This is a genomic window from Corynebacterium mycetoides, from assembly GCF_900103625.1.
Lineage (GTDB): Bacteria > Actinomycetota > Actinomycetes > Mycobacteriales > Mycobacteriaceae > Corynebacterium > Corynebacterium mycetoides.
Genome location: NZ_LT629700.1, coordinates 598,959 through 616,734, shown reverse-complemented (window position 1 = coordinate 616,734; position 17,776 = coordinate 598,959). Strand labels below are relative to the sequence as shown.

Sequence of the window (17,776 nt, the reverse complement as noted above, 5' to 3'; positions counted from 1 at the left end):
TGGCTAAGCTCGACGGCATGGCACTACGCAAGATCCGACTGTTCGGCGACCCGGTGCTCAACACCGTGGCCTCGCCGGTGACCCGGTTCGACGAGCAGTTGCGCACCCTGGTGGGAGACATGCTGGAGACGATGGATCACGCCGGCGGGGTGGGGCTGGCGGCCAACCAGATTGGCGCGACCGCCCGGGTGTTCGTGTTCGATTGCCAGGGCATGCGCGGACACATCGTCAACCCCGTCTGGAAGCCGGCAGGCGTCGACACGCAGACCGGCACCGAGGGCTGCCTTTCCGTACCCGGTGTCGGCGGCACCGTGACCCGCCACAACAGCGTCATCGCCACCGGTGTCGACGCGGACGGCCGGCCGCTCGCAATCTCTGGCACCGGCCTGCTTGCGCGCTGCATCCAACACGAAACCGACCACCTGGACGGCATCATGTTCATGCGCCGGATGGAACCCGAGGCCCGCAAAGAGGCTATGTCGAACATCCGCGGCGCCGATTGGTTCCAAAGGGGGATACCGTCATGCGACTAATTTTCGCCGGCACGCCCGAGCCCGCCGTCGTGGCGCTGGAGCGGCTCGTCGCCTCCGAGCACGAGGTGGTGGCCGTGCTCACGCGCCCCGACGCCCCCAAGGGCCGCGGGCGCACGTTGCACCCGTCGCCGGTGAAGGAGGTGGCGCTCGCCCACGGCATTGAGGTTCTCGACCCGCCCACGCTCAAAGGTAACGGCGACATCCGGGAGGCCCTGCGCAACCTCGCACCCGACGCCATCCCGGTGGTCGCCTACGGCAACCTCATCCCCGAGGATATGCTGGACATCCCCCGCCACGGCTGGGTCAACCTGCACTTCTCGCTGTTGCCGAGCTGGCGCGGCGCCGCGCCGGTGCAGGCGGCGATCAGAAACGGCGACGCGGACACCGGCGCGACGACCTTCCGCATTGACAAGGGCCTGGACACCGGTGACATCCTCGGCCACATCCACGAGCCGATCCACCCGACGGATACCGCCGACGACCTGCTGACCAGGCTCGCCTACAGGGGCGCCGACCTGCTGGTGGAGACGATGACGGGGCTCGAGCAGGGGGCGGTCACGCCGGTGGCCCAGCCCGGGGAGGGCACCTACGCACCCAAAATCACCACCGCCGACGCCCGCGTCGACTGGTCCGCCTCGGCCGACGAGATCGACCGCTCCATCCGCGCCCACACCCCGGCCCCCGGCGCGTGGACGACGATGGGCGGTCAGCGCGTGAAACTCGGCCGCGTGGAACCGGCCGGTGATCGGGCAGGTGATCCGGCCGGCGAGCTTGCCCCGGGGCACGTCAGCGCGTCCAAGGACGCCGTTTTGGTGGGCACCGGCACCTCCGCGGTGCGCTTGACCCGCATCCAGCCGCCGGGCAAGAAGATGATGGCCGCCGCCGACTGGGCGCGCGGGGTGAAGGAGACAGAAAGGATCGTGTTCGAATGAGCGGAGGGTTCAGGTCGCGGGCGAAAGGCCGCCGGGAGGAAAACCCGGCACCGGCGCCGGCACGAGCAGGAGCCGAGCGGCGCCGCCAGTCGGCCGCCCCGGCGCGCATCGGCGACGGTGCCCGCGAGGCCGCATACGAGGTTGTCAGGCGCGTGGATACCGACGACGCCTTCGCCAACCTCGTGCTGCCCAAGCTGCTGGGCGAACGCGCAATCACCGGCCGCGACGCGGCCTTCGCCACCGAGCTGGCCTACGGAACGCTGCGCGCCCAGGGGGTGCTCGACGCCGTCATTGCGAAGTGCTCCTCGCGCGAGCTCGACAAGATCGCACCCGAGGTCCTCGCCGCGCTGCGCCTCGGGGCCTACCAGCTGCTGTACATGCGGGTGGACGATCACGCCGCCGTGGACACCTCCGTCAGGCTGGTTGAGGCGGCGGGTGCGGTCAAGGCGAAGGGCTTTGCCAACGCCGTCCTGCGCACCATCGCGCGCACTCCGGCGCACGAGTGGATGGAGCAGCTCGCCCCGGACGAGCCCGTTGCGGAGGTGGCGTTTGCCACCGCGCACCCCGAGTGGATCGCCCGGTCGTTCCGCGCGGCCCTCGCCGCGAATGCCGCCGCAGATGGCGCAGACGGGGAGCTGCGCGCCGCCCTGGAGGCGGACTCGGAGCGGCCCGTCGTGCACCTGGTCGCGCGCCCCGGCGAGATCTCCGCCGCGGAGCTTGCGGCAATCACCGGCGGCGACGAGGGGACGTACTCGCCCTACGCCGTCTACCTGCCCGAGGGCGACCCGGGCGCGCTCGAGCCGGTGCGAGACGGCATCGCCGGCGTGCAGGACGAAGGCTCCCAGCTCATCGCGCGCGCCGCGGCGGAAGTGCCGGTGGAGGACGACGGCGGCCGCTGGCTCGACCTGTGCGCCGGACCCGGCGGCAAGGCCGCCCTGCTCGGCTCACTCGCCGGGATCGAGGGCGCCCGCGTCGACGCCATCGAGATCAGCGACCACCGGGCGGAGCTCATCCGCAAGGCGGTCAAGGGCCTACCGGTTACCGTCACGGTTGCCGACGGCCGCGACCCGGGCCTCGAGCCGGGGTTCGACCGCGTGCTTGTCGACGCCCCCTGCTCCGGACTCGGCGCCCTGCGTCGGCGCCCGGAGGCTAGGTGGAAGAAGCAGGAGTCCGAGATCGCGCAGCTGACCGTCCTGCAGCGTGAGCTGCTCGAATCCGCGATCCGCCTGGCAAAACCGGGCGGGGCGGTGGTGTACTCCACCTGCTCGCCGGACGTGCGGGAGACGCGCGGAGTCGTCGATGCGGTGCTCGCGGGAGGCGAGGTCGACGAGCTCGACGCCCGGCAGTTCGTCCCCGGGATGGAGGGCACCGGCGACGCCAAGAGCGTGCAGATGTGGCCCCACCGCCACGGCACCGACGCGATGTTCTTTGCCGTCCTGCGGAAAAAGTAGGGTGGGGGCCATGATCTACATCGCCCCCTCCATCCTGGCGGCAGACTACGCGGCGCTGGGCAGTGACGTGCTCAAGGTGCCCAACGCCGATCTGCTCCACGTGGACATCATGGACGGCCACTTCGTGCCCAATCTGTCGTTCGGCCCGGACGTGACCCGGGCGGTCAACGGGGTCACGGACCAGTTCCTGGACATGCACCTGATGATCGAGCAGCCCGAGAAGTGGTTTGCCACCTACGCCGAGGCCGGGGGCGACCGCCTGGTGTTCCACGTCGAGGCGACACCCGACCACGTCGCCGCCGCGCGGCAGGCGCACGAGCTCGGCGTCCAGGCGGGCTTCGCCGTCAAGCCGGGCACGCCCATTGAACCCTATCTCGACAGCCTGGAGCACGTCGAGGAAGTCATGATCATGAGCGTGGAGCCCGGTTTCGGCGGGCAGAAGTTCATGCCGGAGGTACTAGACAAGGTCCGCGTGCTGCGCGACCACATCGCGGGGGCCGGTTTGAGCACCATCATCGCCATCGACGGCGGCATCGCCGAGGCCACGATCGCCCAGGCAGCCGCGGCCGGCGTGGACTCTTTCGTGGCGGGCTCGGCGGTGTTTGGCAGTGACGACCCGGCGGCGGCCGTGGACACCCTGCGCTCCGTGGCGCTGGCGGCGCGGTGAGCCCGTTCGAGTACTCCGCGGCGCTCAAGGCGGGGGATGCCGTGCGGGGCACGACCTCGCCCAATCCGCCGGTGGGCTGCGCGCTGTACGACGCCGCCGGTTCACTCATCGCCACCGGGGCCACCTCGCCCGCGGGCGGGCCGCACGCGGAGGTCAACGCCCTTGCTGCCGCCGGGGAGCGGGCACGCGGCTCGACGGCCGTGGTCACCCTCGAGCCGTGCAACCACACCGGGCGCACCGGCCCGTGCGCCCTCGCGCTTGCCGACGCCGGGGTGGACACCGTCATCTACTTAACCGCCGACCCGAACCCCGTGGCCGCCGGAGGAGCACAGTACCTGCGCAGCCGCGGCGTCACCGTGCGGTACGAGCCGCAGCGCGTTGAGGCCCTGCAACCATGGCTGCGCTCCGTGCGCCACGGCAGGCCGTCGGTGACCGTCAAGTTCGCCGCGAGCGTCGACGGGTTCACCGCCGCCGTCGACGGGACGAGCCAGTGGATCACCGGCCCGGCCGCCCGCGGGCACGTGCACGAGGACCGCTGCCTGCGCGACGCCGTCATCGTCGGGACGGGCACCGTTGTGGCAGACAATCCCTCGCTCACAGCTCGCTGGCCGGACGGCATCGAGCGCGAGAGGCAGCCGCGTCGGGTGGTCGTCGGCACGCGGACAGTGCCGGAAGGAAACCTCTCGCGCCTCGGGTTCGAGCAGTACGCCACCCCCGAGGGGGCCCTGGACGCGCTGTGGGAATCCGGCGCGCGCGACGTCCTCGTCGAGGGAGGGGCGACGCTTACGACCAGCTTTTTCCGGCTGGGTGCGGTCGACCGCGTGCAGGCGTACGTGGCTCCGCTGCTGCTCGGCGACGGCCGGGGAGTGCTCACCGGGGCGCTGGCGGAATCATTGCCCGACGCGCCGCGTTTTGAGCTAACGGGAGTGACCGTGCTGGGCAACGACGTGCTGATAGAAATGGAGACAACGTGTTCACAGGACTAGTGGAGGACATCGGCGAGGTCGTAGGCCTGGAGACGCTCGGGGACGCCGTGCGCATCGCCATCCGCTCCCCGCGGGTGACCGAGGACGCGGCCCACGGCGATTCGATCGCTGTCGACGGCGTCTGCCTCACGGTGGTCGACACCTCAGACGGGGTTTTTACCGCGGACGTGATGGCCGAGACGCTGAAGCGCTCCCGCCTCGGCTCGTACGCGCCCGGGACCAAGGTCAACCTCGAGCGCGCACTGGCGGCAGGGCAGCGCATGGGAGGGCACATCGTGCAGGGCCACGTGGACGCCGTGGCCCGGCTGGTCTCGCGCGAGGCGTCGGAGCACTGGGAAGTGCTCCGGTTCACCCTGCCGGCCGAGCTCGAGCGCTACGTGGTGGAGAAGGGCTCGATCACGGTCAACGGCACCTCGCTGACGGTTTCGGCGGTCGGCGAGGACTTTTTCGAGGTCTCGCTCATCCCCACGACGCTGGCGGAGACGACCGCGGGCGGGCTCGCGGCCGGCGACGAGGCCAACCTCGAGGTGGACATCGTGGCTAAGTACGTGGAGAAGATGGTGGGGGGCTACCATTGAACGCTATGAGTGGCCCCGTTTCCCTAGACAGCGTCGAGGACGCGATTGCCGCCATTGCCCGGGGAGAGGCGGTCATCGTCGTGGACAACGAGGACAGGGAGAATGAGGGCGACCTGATTTTCGCGGCCGAGAAGGCCACGCCCGAGCTCGTGGCGTTCATGGTGCGCCACACCTCCGGCTACATCTGCGTTGCCCTGGAAAACGAGGATGCGGACCGCCTCAACCTGCCGCCCATGGTGGCACGCAACGAGGACGTGCGCTCCACCGCGTACACGGTGACAGTGGACGCCGCCACGGGCACCACGGGCATCTCCGCGCGTTCTCGCTGCGAGACCATCCAGCGGATGGCCGACCCCGCCCGCGGCGCGGACGACTTCACCCGGCCCGGCCACATCGTGCCCCTCCGGGCCCGCGAGAACGGTGTGCTGGCCCGCAACGGGCACACCGAGGCGTCTGTGGATCTCGCCCGGCTGGCGGGGTTGCGCCCGGCCGGGGTGCTCTGTGAGATCGTCTCGGACGCGGACCCCACCGACATGGCCCGCGGGCCCGAGCTGCGCCGTTTCGCCGACGAGCACAACCTGGCAATGATCTCGATTGACCAGCTCATCAGCTACCGGCGCCACCACGAACGCTTCGTCACCCGTGTCACGTCCACGCGCCTGCCCACCGAGTTCGGCGAGTTCACCGCGTACGGCTACCGCAACGAGGTCGACGGCACCGAGCACGTCGCGCTGGTCGTCGGAGATGTCGCGGGCGAGTCCGGGGTCCTGGTCCGCGTACACTCCGAGTGCCTCACCGGCGACGTGTTCGCGTCGCGACGCTGCGACTGCGGCCCCCAGCTGCACGAATCCATGCGCCGGGTGCAGGAGGCCGGCCGCGGCATCATTGTCTACGTGCGCGGACACGAGGGCCGAGGCATCGGGCTGCTGGCGAAGCTGGAGGCCTACCGGCTGCAGGACCTCGGGTTTGACACCGTCGACGCCAACTTGGAGCAGGGCCTGCCTATCGACGCCCGCGAGTACTCCGTGGCCGGGCAGATCCTCGCGGATCTCGGAGTGGACTCCTTCGAGCTGCTCAGCAACAACCCGGACAAGCTCGAGGCGCTCCACGGCTACGGACCGCGTGTTGACGGCCGGACTAGAATCGAAATCGTTCCGTCACACGACAACATCCGCTACCTGCGAACGAAGCGCGAGCGACTCGGCCACGACCTACCCTCGGTACTTCACTGGACCGAGCCGAGCTAGCCCGCACACGAAAGGAAACCGAACAGCAATGTCGCATCAGGGCGCGCCCGAGATTCCGCGAGCCAACGCCGAGGGCATGACCGTGGCCATCGTCTCGACCCGCTGGAACGAGAAGATCGTCTCCCAGCTCCACGCGCGGGCTGTCGAGACCGCGCGCGGCTTCGGCGCGAAGGTTGACGAGTACTGGGTCGCCGGGGCGCTCGAGCTGCCCGTCGTGGTGCAAGCCTGCGCCCGCCGCTACGACGCCGTGGTGGCCCTCGGCTGCGTCATCCGCGGCGAGACGGCGCACTTCACCTACGTCTGTGAGTCCGTGACGGCCGGCCTGACGCGCGTTGCCTTAGACGAGGAGACGCCGGTGGGCAACGGCGTCCTCACCGTGGACGACGAGGACCAGGCGCTGGAGCGCGCCGGCGGTGAGGACGCGAAGGAAGACAAGGGCGCCGACGCCGTCGCCGCCGCTCTCGGCGCGGCTGTGGAGCTGGCCAAAGTCCGGGTTGTGGGGCGGAAGCAGGAAAGAGGTTAGGACATGACGGGTAACAAGCTGAGCGACGAGGAACTGCTGCGGCTCTACGCGGCGGACCCCCACGCCGTCACCTCGTCCGCGCCGTGGGAGCTAGAGATCACGTCGCCGTTTCTGCGCAAGGTGGCCGCCGGCTGGGTCGTGCTCGTCATGGCGGTGCACATCTTCATGGCCGCCGTGCTCGACGTCGAGTTCACCGGGATGACGTTCACCCCGGTAGACAAAATCGCGTTCCCCGGAATCGGCCTCATCATTTCCGTGGTGTCCTGGATTTGCCTCACCCGGCCTCGAGTGCGGGTAAACAAAGACGGGGTCGAGGTCCGCAACATCATTGGCACCCGCTTCTACCCCTGGCTCGTCATTTACGGCCTGTCCTTCCCGCGCTCGGCGCGCATGGCCCGGCTCGAGTTGCCGGAGTTCGAGTACGTGCCGCTGTGGGCGATCCAGTCGGGAGACGGAAAGCGCGCGCTCGAGGCCGTCGATAAGTTCCGTGCCCTCGAAGCCGAATACATGCCCGAGAGCTAGGCGCCGATGGCGAACCCTGAAACCTACCGCCCGGCGCCCGGGACGATCCCGACGGAGCCGGGGGTGTACAAGTTCCGCGACCCTTCCGGCCGCGTCGTGTACGTGGGCAAGGCGAAAAACCTGCGCTCCCGGCTGAACAACTACTTCCAGCCGCTCAACCAGCTGCACCCGCGCACCCGCCAGATGGTCACCACCGCCTCCTCCGTCGAGTGGACCGTGGTGGCGAGCGAGGTCGAGGCGCTGCAGCTCGAGTACACGTGGATCAAGCGCTTCGACCCGTGGTTCAACGTCATGTACCGCGACGACAAGAGCTACCCCATGCTGGCAGTCAGCGTGGGGGAGAAGTTCCCGCGCGCGTTCTTCTACCGCGGGCCGCGGCGCAAGGGCGTGCGCTATTTCGGCCCGTTCTCGCACGCGTGGGCGGTGCGGGAGACACTCGACCTGCTCACCCGCGTCTTCCCCATCCGCACGTGTTCGAACGGGGTGTATAACCGCCACGAAGCGCTCGGCAGGCCCTGCCTGCTCGGGTACATCGACAAGTGCTCCGCGCCGTGCGTGGGCCGGGTGACCGAGGAGGAGTACGACCAGACGGTGCGCGGCTTCATGGGGTTCATGTCCGGGCGCACCGACGACGTGGTGAAGCAGCTGACCCAGCGCATGAACGACGCGGCCGCCGAGCTCGAGTTCGAGAAAGCGGCGCGGTTGCGCGACGACCTCGATGCTGTGAACAAGGTCATGGAGCGCCAGACCGTGGTCTTGTCAGTGGGAACGGACGCAGACATCATCGCCTTCGACACCGACGAGCTGGAGGCGGCGGCGCAGATCTTCGTCGTGCGTGACGGCCGCATCCGCGCCCAGCGCGGCTGGGTGGTGGAAAAGACCGGCGACGAGCCGGGCAGCCTCGAGAGGCTGGACGAGGGCCAGGAGGACCCGGCGCTGCCCGCGCTCATGCGCGACTTCCTCGTGCAGTATTACTCCGACATCGTGGACCGAGCGCGCGAGGAGGAGGCGGAAGACGCCCGTCTGCGTGCGTCGAAGGTGCGCCGCAGAGGGGTCGACCAGGAGTCACACGCCCCGGCCGGGGCCGCCGTGCCCATCCCGCACGAGATCCTCGTGGACACCCTGCCGGAGGAGGCCGGCGACGTCGCGGAGCTGCTCGCCGAGCTGCGCGGCGGGCCCGTGGACATCCGCGTGCCGCAGCGCGGCGACAAGGCTGCGCTCATGCAGACCGTCAACCGCAACGCCGTCGAGGCGCTGCGCCAGCACAAGCTGCGGCGGGTGGGCGATCTCACGGCCCGCTCCCAGGCGCTGCAGGACATCCAGGACGCGCTCGGGATGGACGAGGCCCCTTTGCGCATGGAGTGCACCGATATCTCCCACATCCAGGGCACCGACGTCGTCGCCTCGCTGGTGGTGTTCGAGGACGGGCTGCCGAAAAAGAGCGACTACCGCCGCTACCGCATCAAGGAGGCCGCCGGGGAGGGGCGGTCCGATGACGTTGGCTCCATCGCGGAGGTCACGCGCCGCAGGTTCCTGCGGTTCAACGAGGATAAGCTCGCCAACCCGGACGAGGAGGCGGCGTCGGTCATGTTCGCCGACGAAGCGGCGGACGTGGAAACGACCGGCAACAGGCGCTTCGCCTACCCGCCGCAGCTGTTCATTGTGGATGGCGGCAAGCCGCAGGTCAACGCGGCGCAGGCGGTGTTCGACGAGCTGGGGATCGTCGACGTGCAGCTCATCGGCCTGGCGAAACGCCTCGAGGAGATCTGGGTGCCGGACGATGATGAACCTGTGATCCTGCCGCGCAACTCCGAGGGGATGTACCTGCTCCAGCAGATCCGCGACGAGGCACACCGCTTCGCCATCACCTACCACCGGCAGCAGCGTTCGAAGCGCATGCGCGCCTCCGCGCTCGACGGCGTGCCGGGGCTCGGCCCCGCGCGCCGGTCGGACCTGGTGAAGCACTTCGGCAGCGTCAAGAAGATCCGGGAGGCGTCGGTGGACGATATCCAGCAGGTCAAGGGCGTCGGCCCGAAACTTGCCCAGACGATTTACGAGCACCTGCATCCGGCCGACGGTTAGGATGGGCCCTATGGAGCACGAGACGGGAATTCGGCCGGTCATCATCACGGGTCTGTCAGGCGGCGGCTTGTCCTCCGCCGCCAAGATCTTTGAGGACAAGGGGTACTTCGTGTCCCAGAACCTGCCGCCCGCGATGATCCTCGAGCTGATTGACATGGCGCAGGCCGGCAACGCCCCGGTCGAGCACCTCGCGTTTGTCACGGACGTGCGCGCCCGTAACTTTTCGGGCTCCCTCATGGAGACCATCGCCGACATCAAGGCGCGGGGGATTGATCCGTTCGTCCTCTACCTCGAGGCGCGTGACGACGTCCTGATCAGGCGCTTCGACAGCGTGCGGCGCACCCACCCCCTACAGGGCGTCGACACGCTCAGCACCGGCATCGAGCGCGAGCGCGCCGACCTCGCGCCGGTCAGGGACGTCGCGGACGTGATCATCGACACGTCTAACCTCTCGGTCCACGATCTGCGCCGTGCTGTCGAGGCGTCGGTGGGCGAGCTGCCGGCGGACCGCCCGCACGTCACCATCGAGTCGTTCGGCTTCAAGCACGGCTCCCCGCGCGACGCGGACATCGTGATGGACGTGCGTTTCCTGCCGAACCCGTACTGGATCGGGGGGCTGCGCCAGTTCCGCGGCGTCGACGCCCCGGTGTCGGAGTACGTGCTTTCCCAGCCCGGCGCGAGCGAATTCGTGGATAACTTTGTCCAGCTGCTGGATTCCATGCTCGCGGGCTACCGCCACGAGGGCAAGGACTTCATCACCGTGGGGATAGGGTGCACCGGCGGCCACCACCGTTCAGTCGCCGTCGCGGAAGCTGTGGCGGAGCGGCTCCGGGAGCGCGGCAACGTTGACGTCCACGTCCTGCACCGCGACCTCGAGCGCGACTAGCCTTTCGAAGAGTTACGCGATGAGTAGTGTTGCACCCGTATTCACCTGCCTCGGCGGAGGCCACGGCCTGTACCAAACCCTGCTGGCGGCGCGCCACGCCCGCGCCTCCCACATCAACGCGGTGGTCACCGTCGCGGACGACGGGGGTTCGTCCGGGCGGCTGCGCCGCGAGCTGGGCCTCATCCCGCCGGGGGATTTGCGCATGGCGATGTCTGCGCTCACCCAAGATTCGGAGGACGGCCGGCTGTGGCGTGACACCCTCCAGCACCGCTTCAGGGGAAACGGGGCGATGGCCGGCCACGCGGTGGGCAACCTCATCCTCGCCGGTCTGAGCGCGGAAACCGGCAGCATGCAGGCGGCACTGGACACCCTGTCCAGGTGGACGCGCTCCGCCGGCCGGGTCCTTCCTGTGTGCAACGAGCCGCTCGACATCGAGGCGGATGTCGCTGGGCTTGACGACGACCCCCGGGTCCTGCGCCCCGTGCGCGGCCAGGTCGCGGTGGCCACGACTCCCGGGACGGTGCGCCGGGTGCGCATTCTGCCGGCGGACCCGCCCGTGAACTCGGCCGCCGTCGCGGCGATCATGAACGCCGACGTGGTCACCATCGGCCCCGGCTCGTGGTTCTCCTCCGTCATTCCCCATCTCCTGCTGCCGGAGATCGTCACGGCGCTCAACGAGACCAGCGCGACAGTGGTTGTCCTGCTCAACCTCTCACCGGAGGCGGGGGAGACGCAGGGTTTCACCACCGAACGCCACATCCACCTGTTGTCCCAGCACGCACCCGATTTGAGGGTGGACCACTTCGTAGCCGACGAGCACCTCAACACAACCCCGGGCGAGCGCCGGCACCTGCAGCGCACAGCCGAGCGCGTGGGCGGGGAGATCACCTACATGGATCTGCGCGCCTTCTCCGAGGACGGCACACCCACGAACACGCACGACCCGGAGAAGCTCGCCCGGGCGCTCCTCTCCCTGCTTCCCGGCGGCGCATCGGGGTAAGCTGTCTAGACTGTGAGAACCGGGCGGGCGCTCACCCGGGCCCCGACATTGGCAATCAAACGGAGGTACACGCGGTGACGCTGACGGCTCAGGTGAAGGACGAACTGCTGGGGGTGGATAACCCGTCCCAGAGCGCGCGCTTCGCCGAGGCGGCCGCCATGGTCCGGTTCGCGGGTGAGCTCGCGGAGGACCCGCGCGGGGTAGCGGGGATAACGCTGTGCGCGGACTTCGCCGAGCTGCAGATAGCCCAGCGCCTGGCCGCCTCTCTGCAGGAACTGTGCGGGGTCGAGGTCGCGCTGACCACGGCCACTGCCTCGTCCTCCTCGCGGGAGACCTCCTACCAGGTGCGAGTGGGGGAGGGAACCACAGACGTCATCCGCCGCCTGAAACTCGTCACTGCCTCCGGGCACCTGGTCGTCGGCCTGCCGCGCCACATCATCTCGGGCTCCGTGGCCGAGGTGGAGGCCGCCTGGCGGGGGGCGTTTTTCGCGCGGGGGGTGCTCACTGAGCCGGGCCGCAGCTCGGCCCTCGAGGTCATAAGCCCCTGCCAGGAGGCCGCGCTGGCGCTGGTGGGCCTCGCGCGGCGGCTGTCTGTGCCCGCGAAGACGAAAGAGACCCGCGGCGTGGAGCGCGTGTTTCTGCGGGACGGCGACGCGATCGGCGTGCTGCTGAGTCGGATGGGGGCGCAGCGCGCCCGGCTCGTGTGGGACACGAAGCGCGAGACCAAGCAGGTGCGCGCGAAGACGGGGCAGCGGCTGGCCACCTTCGACGACGCCAACACACGGCGCTCCGCCCAGGCGGCCGCCGCCGCGGCGCTGCGTGTGGAACGTGCGATGGAGATTCTGGGCGATGACGTCCCGGAGCACCTGGCGGAGGCGGGTCAGCTGCGCGTGGAGTACCGCCACGCCTCGCTGGAGGAGCTGGGCCGACTGGCGGATCCGCAGATGACCAAGGACGCGGTCGCCGGGCGCATCCGGCGTCTGCTGTCGTTGGCGGACAGGCGCGCCGCCGAAATGGGGGTGCACGACACCGAGAGTGTCCTGGCGACGGACTCCGAGTCCGATTCGGACGCCCAGGGCGGATAGTTTCGGGCGGATTCGGTCTCAAGCGGGCATGCGCGTCCGTGGCTACACTGGGCGACGACGGGGCTAATGGGAACACATCAGTGGGAACACATCAGTGGGAACACATCAGCGCCGACCAACGAACCGAACTTTCTTAAGGAGTGTCAGACTATGACCACCCGTATCGGCATCAACGGATTTGGACGCATCGGCCGCAGCTCGCTGCGCGTTATTCTGGACAACTTCGAGGGCGATCTCGAGGTTGTCAAGATCAACGACCTGACTGGCAACGAGACGCTCGCGCACCTGCTGAAGTACGACACCGCCTACGGCCCGCTCGGCCGCGAGGTAGAGCACGACGAGACCTCGATTACCGTCGGCGGGCACCGCATCGAGGTATCGGAGGAGAAGGATCCGGCGAACATCGCCTGGGGTGACCAAGACGTCGACATCGTTCTCGAGTGCACGGGCAAGTTCCGCACCAAGGAGGACGCGAAGGCCCACCTCGACGCCGGCGCGAAGAAGGTCATCATCTCCGCCCCGGGCAAGGAGGTCGACGGCTCGTTCGTCTGGGGCGTCAACCACGAGGACTACACCAACCAGATGAACGTTATCTCCGCGGCGTCGTGCACGACCAACTCGCTGGCGCCAGTGGCCAAGATCATCAACGACACCTTCGGCATCAAGTCCGGGCTGATGACCACGGTCCACGCCTACACGGGCGATCAGCGCCTGCAGGACGCGCCGCACAAGGATCTGCGCCGCGCCCGAGCCGCCGCTCAGAACATCGTGCCCACCACGACGGGCGCCGCCAAGGCTGTCGCCGAGGTCATCCCCGAGCTCAAGGGCAAGCTCGACGGCTTCGCCATGCGCGTGCCCACCATCACCGGCTCCGCCACCGACCTCACCCTCGTCCTGGACCGGGATGTCACCGTGGAGGAGGTCAACGCTGCGGTCAAGCAGGCCACTCAGGAGGGCGACATCGCCAAGGCCCTCCACTACACCGAGGACCCGATCGTGTCCTCCGACATCATCAACACCCCGTACGGCGGCGTCTTCGACGCCGGCATGACGCGCGTGATTGACGGCAACATGCTCAAGGTCATTTGCTGGTACGACAACGAGCACGGCTACACCGAGCAGTTCATCCGCCTGGCCAAGACGGTGGGCGACAAGCTCAACTAAGTGCAACCCGCAGAGTCCGGGGCGGCGCCTACGCGCGCGGCCCCGGACTTTCGCAATTCTCATTAGACTTGGGTGCCGGTCCTACCCGTCCTACCCAGAAGCCTGTGAAGGAGATTTCCATGGCACTTCAGACCATCCAGCAGCTGCTCGACGAGGGCGTCGACGGCCGCCACGTGCTCGTCCGCTCCGACTTCAACGTCCCGCTCGACGACGACGGCAACATCACCGACGCCGGCCGTATCGACGCGTCGATCCCCACGCTCAAGGCACTGCTCGACGGCGGAGCCAAGGTGATTGTCATGGCCCACCTGGGGCGCCCGAAGGGCGAGGTCAAGCCGGAGTACTCGTTGAAGCCCGTCGCGGAAGCTCTCTCGGAGCGCCTGGGCCAGTTCGTACCGCTGGCCGCCGACGTGTCCGGGGAGGACGCGCACGAGCGCGCCAACGGCCTGACGGAAGGTGAGATCCTCCTCGTCGAAAACGTCCGCTTCGACGCCCGCGAGACCTCCAAGGACGACGCGGAGCGGGAGGAGTTCGCCGCCGAGCTCGCGGCGCTCGCGGCCGACGACGGCGCTTTCGTCTCCGACGGCTTCGGTGTGGTGCACCGCAAGCAGGCCTCCGTCTACGACGTGGCCAAGCAGCTGCCGGCCTACGCCGGGTACCTCGTAGAGAAGGAAGTGGAGACGCTGAGCTCCGTCAAGGACAACCCGGAGCACCCCTACGTCGTCGTTCTCGGCGGCTCCAAGGTCTCCGACAAGCTGGGGGTGATCGAGGCGCTCGCGGAAAAGGCGGACAGGGTCATCATCGGCGGCGGCATGTGCTACACCTTCCTCGCCGCTCAGGGCCACAACGTGCAGAAGTCGCTCCTGCAGGAGGACATGGTGGAAACCTGCGCAGGCCTTATGGACGCCTACGGTGACAAGCTCGTGTTGCCGGTCGACCTCGCGGTGGCCCCGGAGTTTGACAAGGACGCCGAGAAGAAGATTGTCGGCCTGGACGACATCCCGGAGGGCTGGATGTCCCTCGACATCGGCCCCGAGACCTCCGCAAAGTACGCGGAGGCCATCGAAAGCGCCAAGACCGTGTTTTGGAACGGCCCGATGGGCGTGTTCGAGTTCCCCGCCTTCGCCGACGGCACCAAGGCCGTCGCCGAGGCGATGATCGCCGCGACGGGCAACGGCTGCTTTACGGTGGTCGGCGGCGGCGACTCCGCGGCGTCGGTACGCGCGCTCGGCCTTGACGAGGACGGCTTCACCCACATCTCCACCGGCGGCGGCGCCTCCCTCGAGCTCATCGAGGGCAAGGACCTGCCCGGCGTGAGCGTCGTCGACACCGCGAGCAAGTAGGAGGTAGGACATGGCACGCAAACCGCTCATCGCGGGCAACTGGAAGATGAACCTCGACCACCTCGAGGCCCTCGCCAGCGCCCAGAAACTCGCCTTCGCGTTCCCAAAGGACGGCTACGAATACGTCGACATCGCCCTGATGGTCCCGTTCACGGACCTACGCTCGATTCAGACGCTCGTCGACGGCGACAAGCTCCAGATCACCTACGGCGCCCAGGACGTCTCCCAGCACGACAACGGCGCCCATACCGGGGACATTTCCGCCTCCATGCTGGCTAAGCTGGGGTGCACTTGGGTTGTCGTCGGGCACTCCGAGCGCCGTCAGGAACACGGGGAGACTGACGAGCTCGTCGCCGCCAAGGCGCGCCAGGCGCTGTCCCACGGCATGAGCCCCATCGTGTGCGTCGGCGAGCCGGAGGAGGTCCGCGACTCGGGCGACCACGTCGCCTACGTCGTGGAGCAGACCCGCCGGTCCCTGGAGGGTGTGAGCGCGGAAGAGCTGGCGCGCACCGTGATCGCGTACGAGCCCGTGTGGGCCATCGGCACCGGCAAGACGGCTTCCGCGGCCGATGCGCAGGAGGTCTGCCACGCCATCCGCGGGCTCATCGCGGAGCTTGCCGACGCCTCCGTGGCCGACGCCATCCGCATCCTCTACGGCGGGTCCGTCAAGGTCGACACCATCGCAGACATCGTCACGGAGGCGGACGTCGACGGCGGTCTCGTGGGAGGGGCCTCCCTCGACGGCCAGGAGTTCGCGAGGCTGGCCGCGGCGGCGGCCAACGCCGTGCGCTGATGGTGTAGGGTAAAGCCCATGATTGTGGCTCTCGAGATCGTCCTGGTCATCACGGCGGTACTGCTGACGGTGTTCGTCCTGCTCCACAGGGGCAAGGGCGGCGGCCTGTCCAGCCTCTTCGGCGGCGGCGTCCAGGCGAATCTCTCGGGTTCGACGATCGTGGAGCGCAACTTGACGCGCTACACCATCGTCATCGCGGTGATCTGGATCACCTGCATCATCGGGTTGAACCTCGCGCAGTCCTTCGCGGTCTAGGAACCCGGAATAAACGTTGCCGCATCGTCGGTGACAAACAGCACCGTCTCCGCGGTGCCTTCCGCCCCGGCGGCGGGCCAATCCTCGGCCGCGGCCCCGCGCGCCACGTGCCCGGCCGCCTCCGCCTTCTCCGCGCCAGAGACGAGCAGCCACACCTCGCGGGCCCGCCCCACCGCGGGCAGGGTCAGCGAGGCGCGCTCTGCGGGCGGCTTCGGGGAATCGGTCACGGCGACCACCAGGCGCTGCGTCTCGCGCACCGCGGCGGTGTGCGGGAACAGGGAGTTGATGTGCCCCTCGCCGCCCATCCCCAGCAGATGGAGGTCGAACCCCTCCGGCGCGGTGTCGGCTAGCGCAGCCTCGTACCCCTCGACGGCTGCGCTCATGTCACCGCCGTCGAGACCGTAGCCGTAGATGTTGGCTTCCGGGATGGTGACGTGGTCGAGCAGGGCCGCGCGCGCCTGTCCCTCGTTGGAGTCCGGGTGGTCCACTGGCACGTTGCGCTCGTCGCCGAAAAAGACCTTGACGCGTGTGAAGTCGAGGCCCGGGTCGAGGTCGCGCACCTTCTCCAAGAAGCGGATCCCGGCGGTACCGCCGGTCACCACCACCCGCGCCACGCCGTCGCCGTTTACCCCGCCGGAGGCGTCGGAGTGGATGGCGCCGATGGTTGCTCGGAAGCGCGCCACGGCGGCGTCGATAAGCGAGTCGAGGTCGGGGAACCGGGAAACCGCAACCATCAGCGGAAACCTTTCTGTATCTAGTGCACGGTCTAGTGAACGAGGACGTGGGAGAGGCCGTCGAGCGCGCGCGAATAGGCGGTGTCGGGGTCGAGGTGGCGCAGCTCCTCCGCCAGGCATTCGGCGTCGGTGCGGGCCGTCATAGCAACGTACGAGTCGGGGCTGCCGGGGACGGAGACGCGGACGCTGCGCTCGTCCATGACGGAGACGACGATGTCGCCGCGGTCGTAGGACAGGCGCAACTCCGTAATCGGGACGTTCTCGATGATCTCGGACGTGTCCGGGGCCGGGTGACGCGTGACGTCCACACCCAGGCAGCTCGCGAGCCACCCGGCGGCGATATCGACGCTGGGGTTGTCCACCGGCCCACAGATCGTCACCGCGGTGATGTCCTCGCCGATGTGGCGGTCGACGGCGGAGGCGACGATGCCGCGCCACGGCGTGATGCGCGACCACATCATGTCCGAATCGCCCTCGGTGTACCCGTTGGACAGGCGCAGCAGCGCGTTGCCCGACACGTTGCGGCGCGCGTTGGTGATGCGGCGCTGCGCGATGTTGCCCAGCGGGGCTTCCGAGGGGTTGGCGGGGGCGGTGGTGGGCCACCACGCCGCGATCGGGGTATCCGGCAGGATGAGCGGGGTGACCACCGAGTCGAGGTTGCGGGTCAGGTCGCCGTGCAGGTGCATGACCACCATTTCGGAAGCGCCCGCGTCCGCGGTGAGGATGCACTCGGCGTCGAGCGAGGTGGGATCCTCCGGGTCGCCGAGCAGCATGACGAGCACGCGCGCGGGGTGCTCCTGCGTGGCGTCGCGCACGGACAGCAAGATCGAATCCACGTCGTCGCGTGCCGACGCCACCACGAGCAGCGTGAGCACCCGGCCCGTGGCCAGAGAGTAGTTGTCCCGCGCCTGCAGGAGCGTCGCGGCGATCTGCCGCGTCGTGGTGTCGGGGAGGGTGATGATCATCTCCGGGTCTCTTTCACTCTTGTGGGTCTG

Annotated in this window: 19 protein-coding genes; 17 read left to right on the top strand and 2 right to left on the bottom strand. The window is 68.8% G+C overall.

Annotated elements, in window-relative coordinates; translation table 11 throughout:
• Nucleotides 1-17 precede the first annotated feature (17 nt).
• The 17 genes from def to secG all read left to right on the top strand — a co-directional run bounded on the left by def (nucleotide 18) and on the right by secG (nucleotide 16,047).
• A complete protein-coding gene (gene def / locus BLS40_RS03015; protein ID WP_092148581.1) occupies nucleotides 18-533 on the top strand; it encodes a peptide deformylase in 516 nt (171 codons plus the stop codon).
• Complete coding sequence (gene fmt / locus BLS40_RS03010) at nucleotides 524-1,465, top strand: methionyl-tRNA formyltransferase (RefSeq protein ID WP_092148578.1); 942 nt, start codon at nucleotides 524-526, stop codon at nucleotides 1,463-1,465. The genes def and fmt overlap by 10 nt, the downstream gene beginning before the upstream one ends.
• Nucleotides 1,462-2,916, top strand: coding sequence for an RsmB/NOP family class I SAM-dependent RNA methyltransferase (locus BLS40_RS03005; protein ID WP_092148575.1), 1,455 nt, complete (start codon nucleotides 1,462-1,464; stop codon nucleotides 2,914-2,916). Before fmt ends, BLS40_RS03005 begins: the two co-directional genes overlap by 4 nt.
• Nucleotides 2,917-2,926: 10 nt before the next feature.
• Entirely contained in the window at nucleotides 2,927-3,583 is a 657-nt protein-coding gene (rpe, locus tag BLS40_RS03000; RefSeq protein ID WP_092148570.1) for a ribulose-phosphate 3-epimerase, read from the top strand.
• Complete coding sequence (gene ribD, locus BLS40_RS02995; RefSeq protein ID WP_092148567.1) at nucleotides 3,580-4,569, top strand: bifunctional diaminohydroxyphosphoribosylaminopyrimidine deaminase/5-amino-6-(5-phosphoribosylamino)uracil reductase RibD; 990 nt, start codon at nucleotides 3,580-3,582, stop codon at nucleotides 4,567-4,569. Before rpe ends, ribD begins: the two co-directional genes overlap by 4 nt.
• Nucleotides 4,554-5,147 (top strand): riboflavin synthase, encoded by a 594-nt coding sequence (locus BLS40_RS02990; RefSeq protein WP_092148564.1) that lies wholly within the window; start codon nucleotides 4,554-4,556, stop codon nucleotides 5,145-5,147. The genes ribD and BLS40_RS02990 overlap by 16 nt, the downstream gene beginning before the upstream one ends.
• A gap of 5 nt (nucleotides 5,148-5,152) precedes the next feature.
• Complete coding sequence (locus tag BLS40_RS02985; RefSeq protein ID WP_092148561.1) at nucleotides 5,153-6,394, top strand: bifunctional 3,4-dihydroxy-2-butanone-4-phosphate synthase/GTP cyclohydrolase II; 1,242 nt, start codon at nucleotides 5,153-5,155, stop codon at nucleotides 6,392-6,394.
• Between the two features lie 28 nt (nucleotides 6,395-6,422).
• Nucleotides 6,423-6,917 carry a 6,7-dimethyl-8-ribityllumazine synthase gene (ribH, locus tag BLS40_RS02980; RefSeq protein WP_092148558.1) on the top strand — a complete coding sequence of 165 codons (495 nt, stop codon included), beginning with the start codon at nucleotides 6,423-6,425 and terminating at the stop codon, nucleotides 6,915-6,917.
• Between the two features lie 3 nt (nucleotides 6,918-6,920).
• Nucleotides 6,921-7,439 carry a PH domain-containing protein gene (locus BLS40_RS02975; RefSeq protein WP_092148555.1) on the top strand — a complete coding sequence of 173 codons (519 nt, stop codon included), beginning with the start codon at nucleotides 6,921-6,923 and terminating at the stop codon, nucleotides 7,437-7,439.
• A 6-nt stretch (nucleotides 7,440-7,445) separates the two neighbouring features.
• Nucleotides 7,446-9,521 carry an excinuclease ABC subunit UvrC gene (uvrC, locus tag BLS40_RS02970; protein ID WP_092148552.1) on the top strand — a complete coding sequence of 692 codons (2,076 nt, stop codon included), beginning with the start codon at nucleotides 7,446-7,448 and terminating at the stop codon, nucleotides 9,519-9,521.
• A gap of 10 nt (nucleotides 9,522-9,531) precedes the next feature.
• A complete protein-coding gene (gene rapZ, locus BLS40_RS02965) occupies nucleotides 9,532-10,407 on the top strand; it encodes an RNase adapter RapZ (protein ID WP_092148549.1) in 876 nt (291 codons plus the stop codon).
• Nucleotides 10,408-10,426: 19 nt separating this feature from the next.
• A complete protein-coding gene (locus BLS40_RS02960; protein WP_092148546.1) occupies nucleotides 10,427-11,407 on the top strand; it encodes a gluconeogenesis factor YvcK family protein in 981 nt (326 codons plus the stop codon).
• Between the two features lie 74 nt (nucleotides 11,408-11,481).
• The gene (gene whiA / locus BLS40_RS02955) at nucleotides 11,482-12,492 is read left to right on the top strand and encodes a DNA-binding protein WhiA (RefSeq protein ID WP_092148543.1); all 1,011 of its coding nucleotides are present in this window, start codon (nucleotides 11,482-11,484) and stop codon (nucleotides 12,490-12,492) included.
• Nucleotides 12,493-12,642: 150 nt separating this feature from the next.
• The gene (gene gap, locus BLS40_RS02950) at nucleotides 12,643-13,656 is read left to right on the top strand and encodes a type I glyceraldehyde-3-phosphate dehydrogenase (RefSeq protein ID WP_092148540.1); all 1,014 of its coding nucleotides are present in this window, start codon (nucleotides 12,643-12,645) and stop codon (nucleotides 13,654-13,656) included.
• 119 nt (nucleotides 13,657-13,775) lie between these two features.
• Nucleotides 13,776-14,999: a phosphoglycerate kinase gene (locus BLS40_RS02945; protein WP_092148537.1), complete on the top strand. Its 1,224-nt coding sequence runs from the start codon at nucleotides 13,776-13,778 to the stop codon at nucleotides 14,997-14,999.
• Between the two features lie 10 nt (nucleotides 15,000-15,009).
• Nucleotides 15,010-15,792: a triose-phosphate isomerase gene (gene tpiA, locus BLS40_RS02940; RefSeq protein ID WP_092148534.1), complete on the top strand. Its 783-nt coding sequence runs from the start codon at nucleotides 15,010-15,012 to the stop codon at nucleotides 15,790-15,792.
• Between the two features lie 18 nt (nucleotides 15,793-15,810).
• On the top strand, nucleotides 15,811-16,047 hold the full coding sequence (gene secG, locus BLS40_RS02935) for a preprotein translocase subunit SecG (RefSeq protein ID WP_092148531.1): 237 nt from the start codon (nucleotides 15,811-15,813) through the stop codon (nucleotides 16,045-16,047).
• On the opposite strand, the gene pgl is transcribed toward secG, so the two are convergent.
• A complete protein-coding gene (pgl, locus tag BLS40_RS02930; RefSeq protein ID WP_092148528.1) occupies nucleotides 16,044-16,781 on the bottom strand; it encodes a 6-phosphogluconolactonase in 738 nt (245 codons plus the stop codon). The genes secG and pgl overlap by 4 nt on opposite strands.
• Nucleotides 16,782-16,813: 32 nt before the next feature.
• Nucleotides 16,814-17,746, bottom strand: coding sequence for a glucose-6-phosphate dehydrogenase assembly protein OpcA (locus BLS40_RS02925; RefSeq protein ID WP_092148525.1), 933 nt, complete (start codon nucleotides 17,744-17,746; stop codon nucleotides 16,814-16,816).
• Between the last annotated feature and the right edge of the window lie 30 nt (nucleotides 17,747-17,776).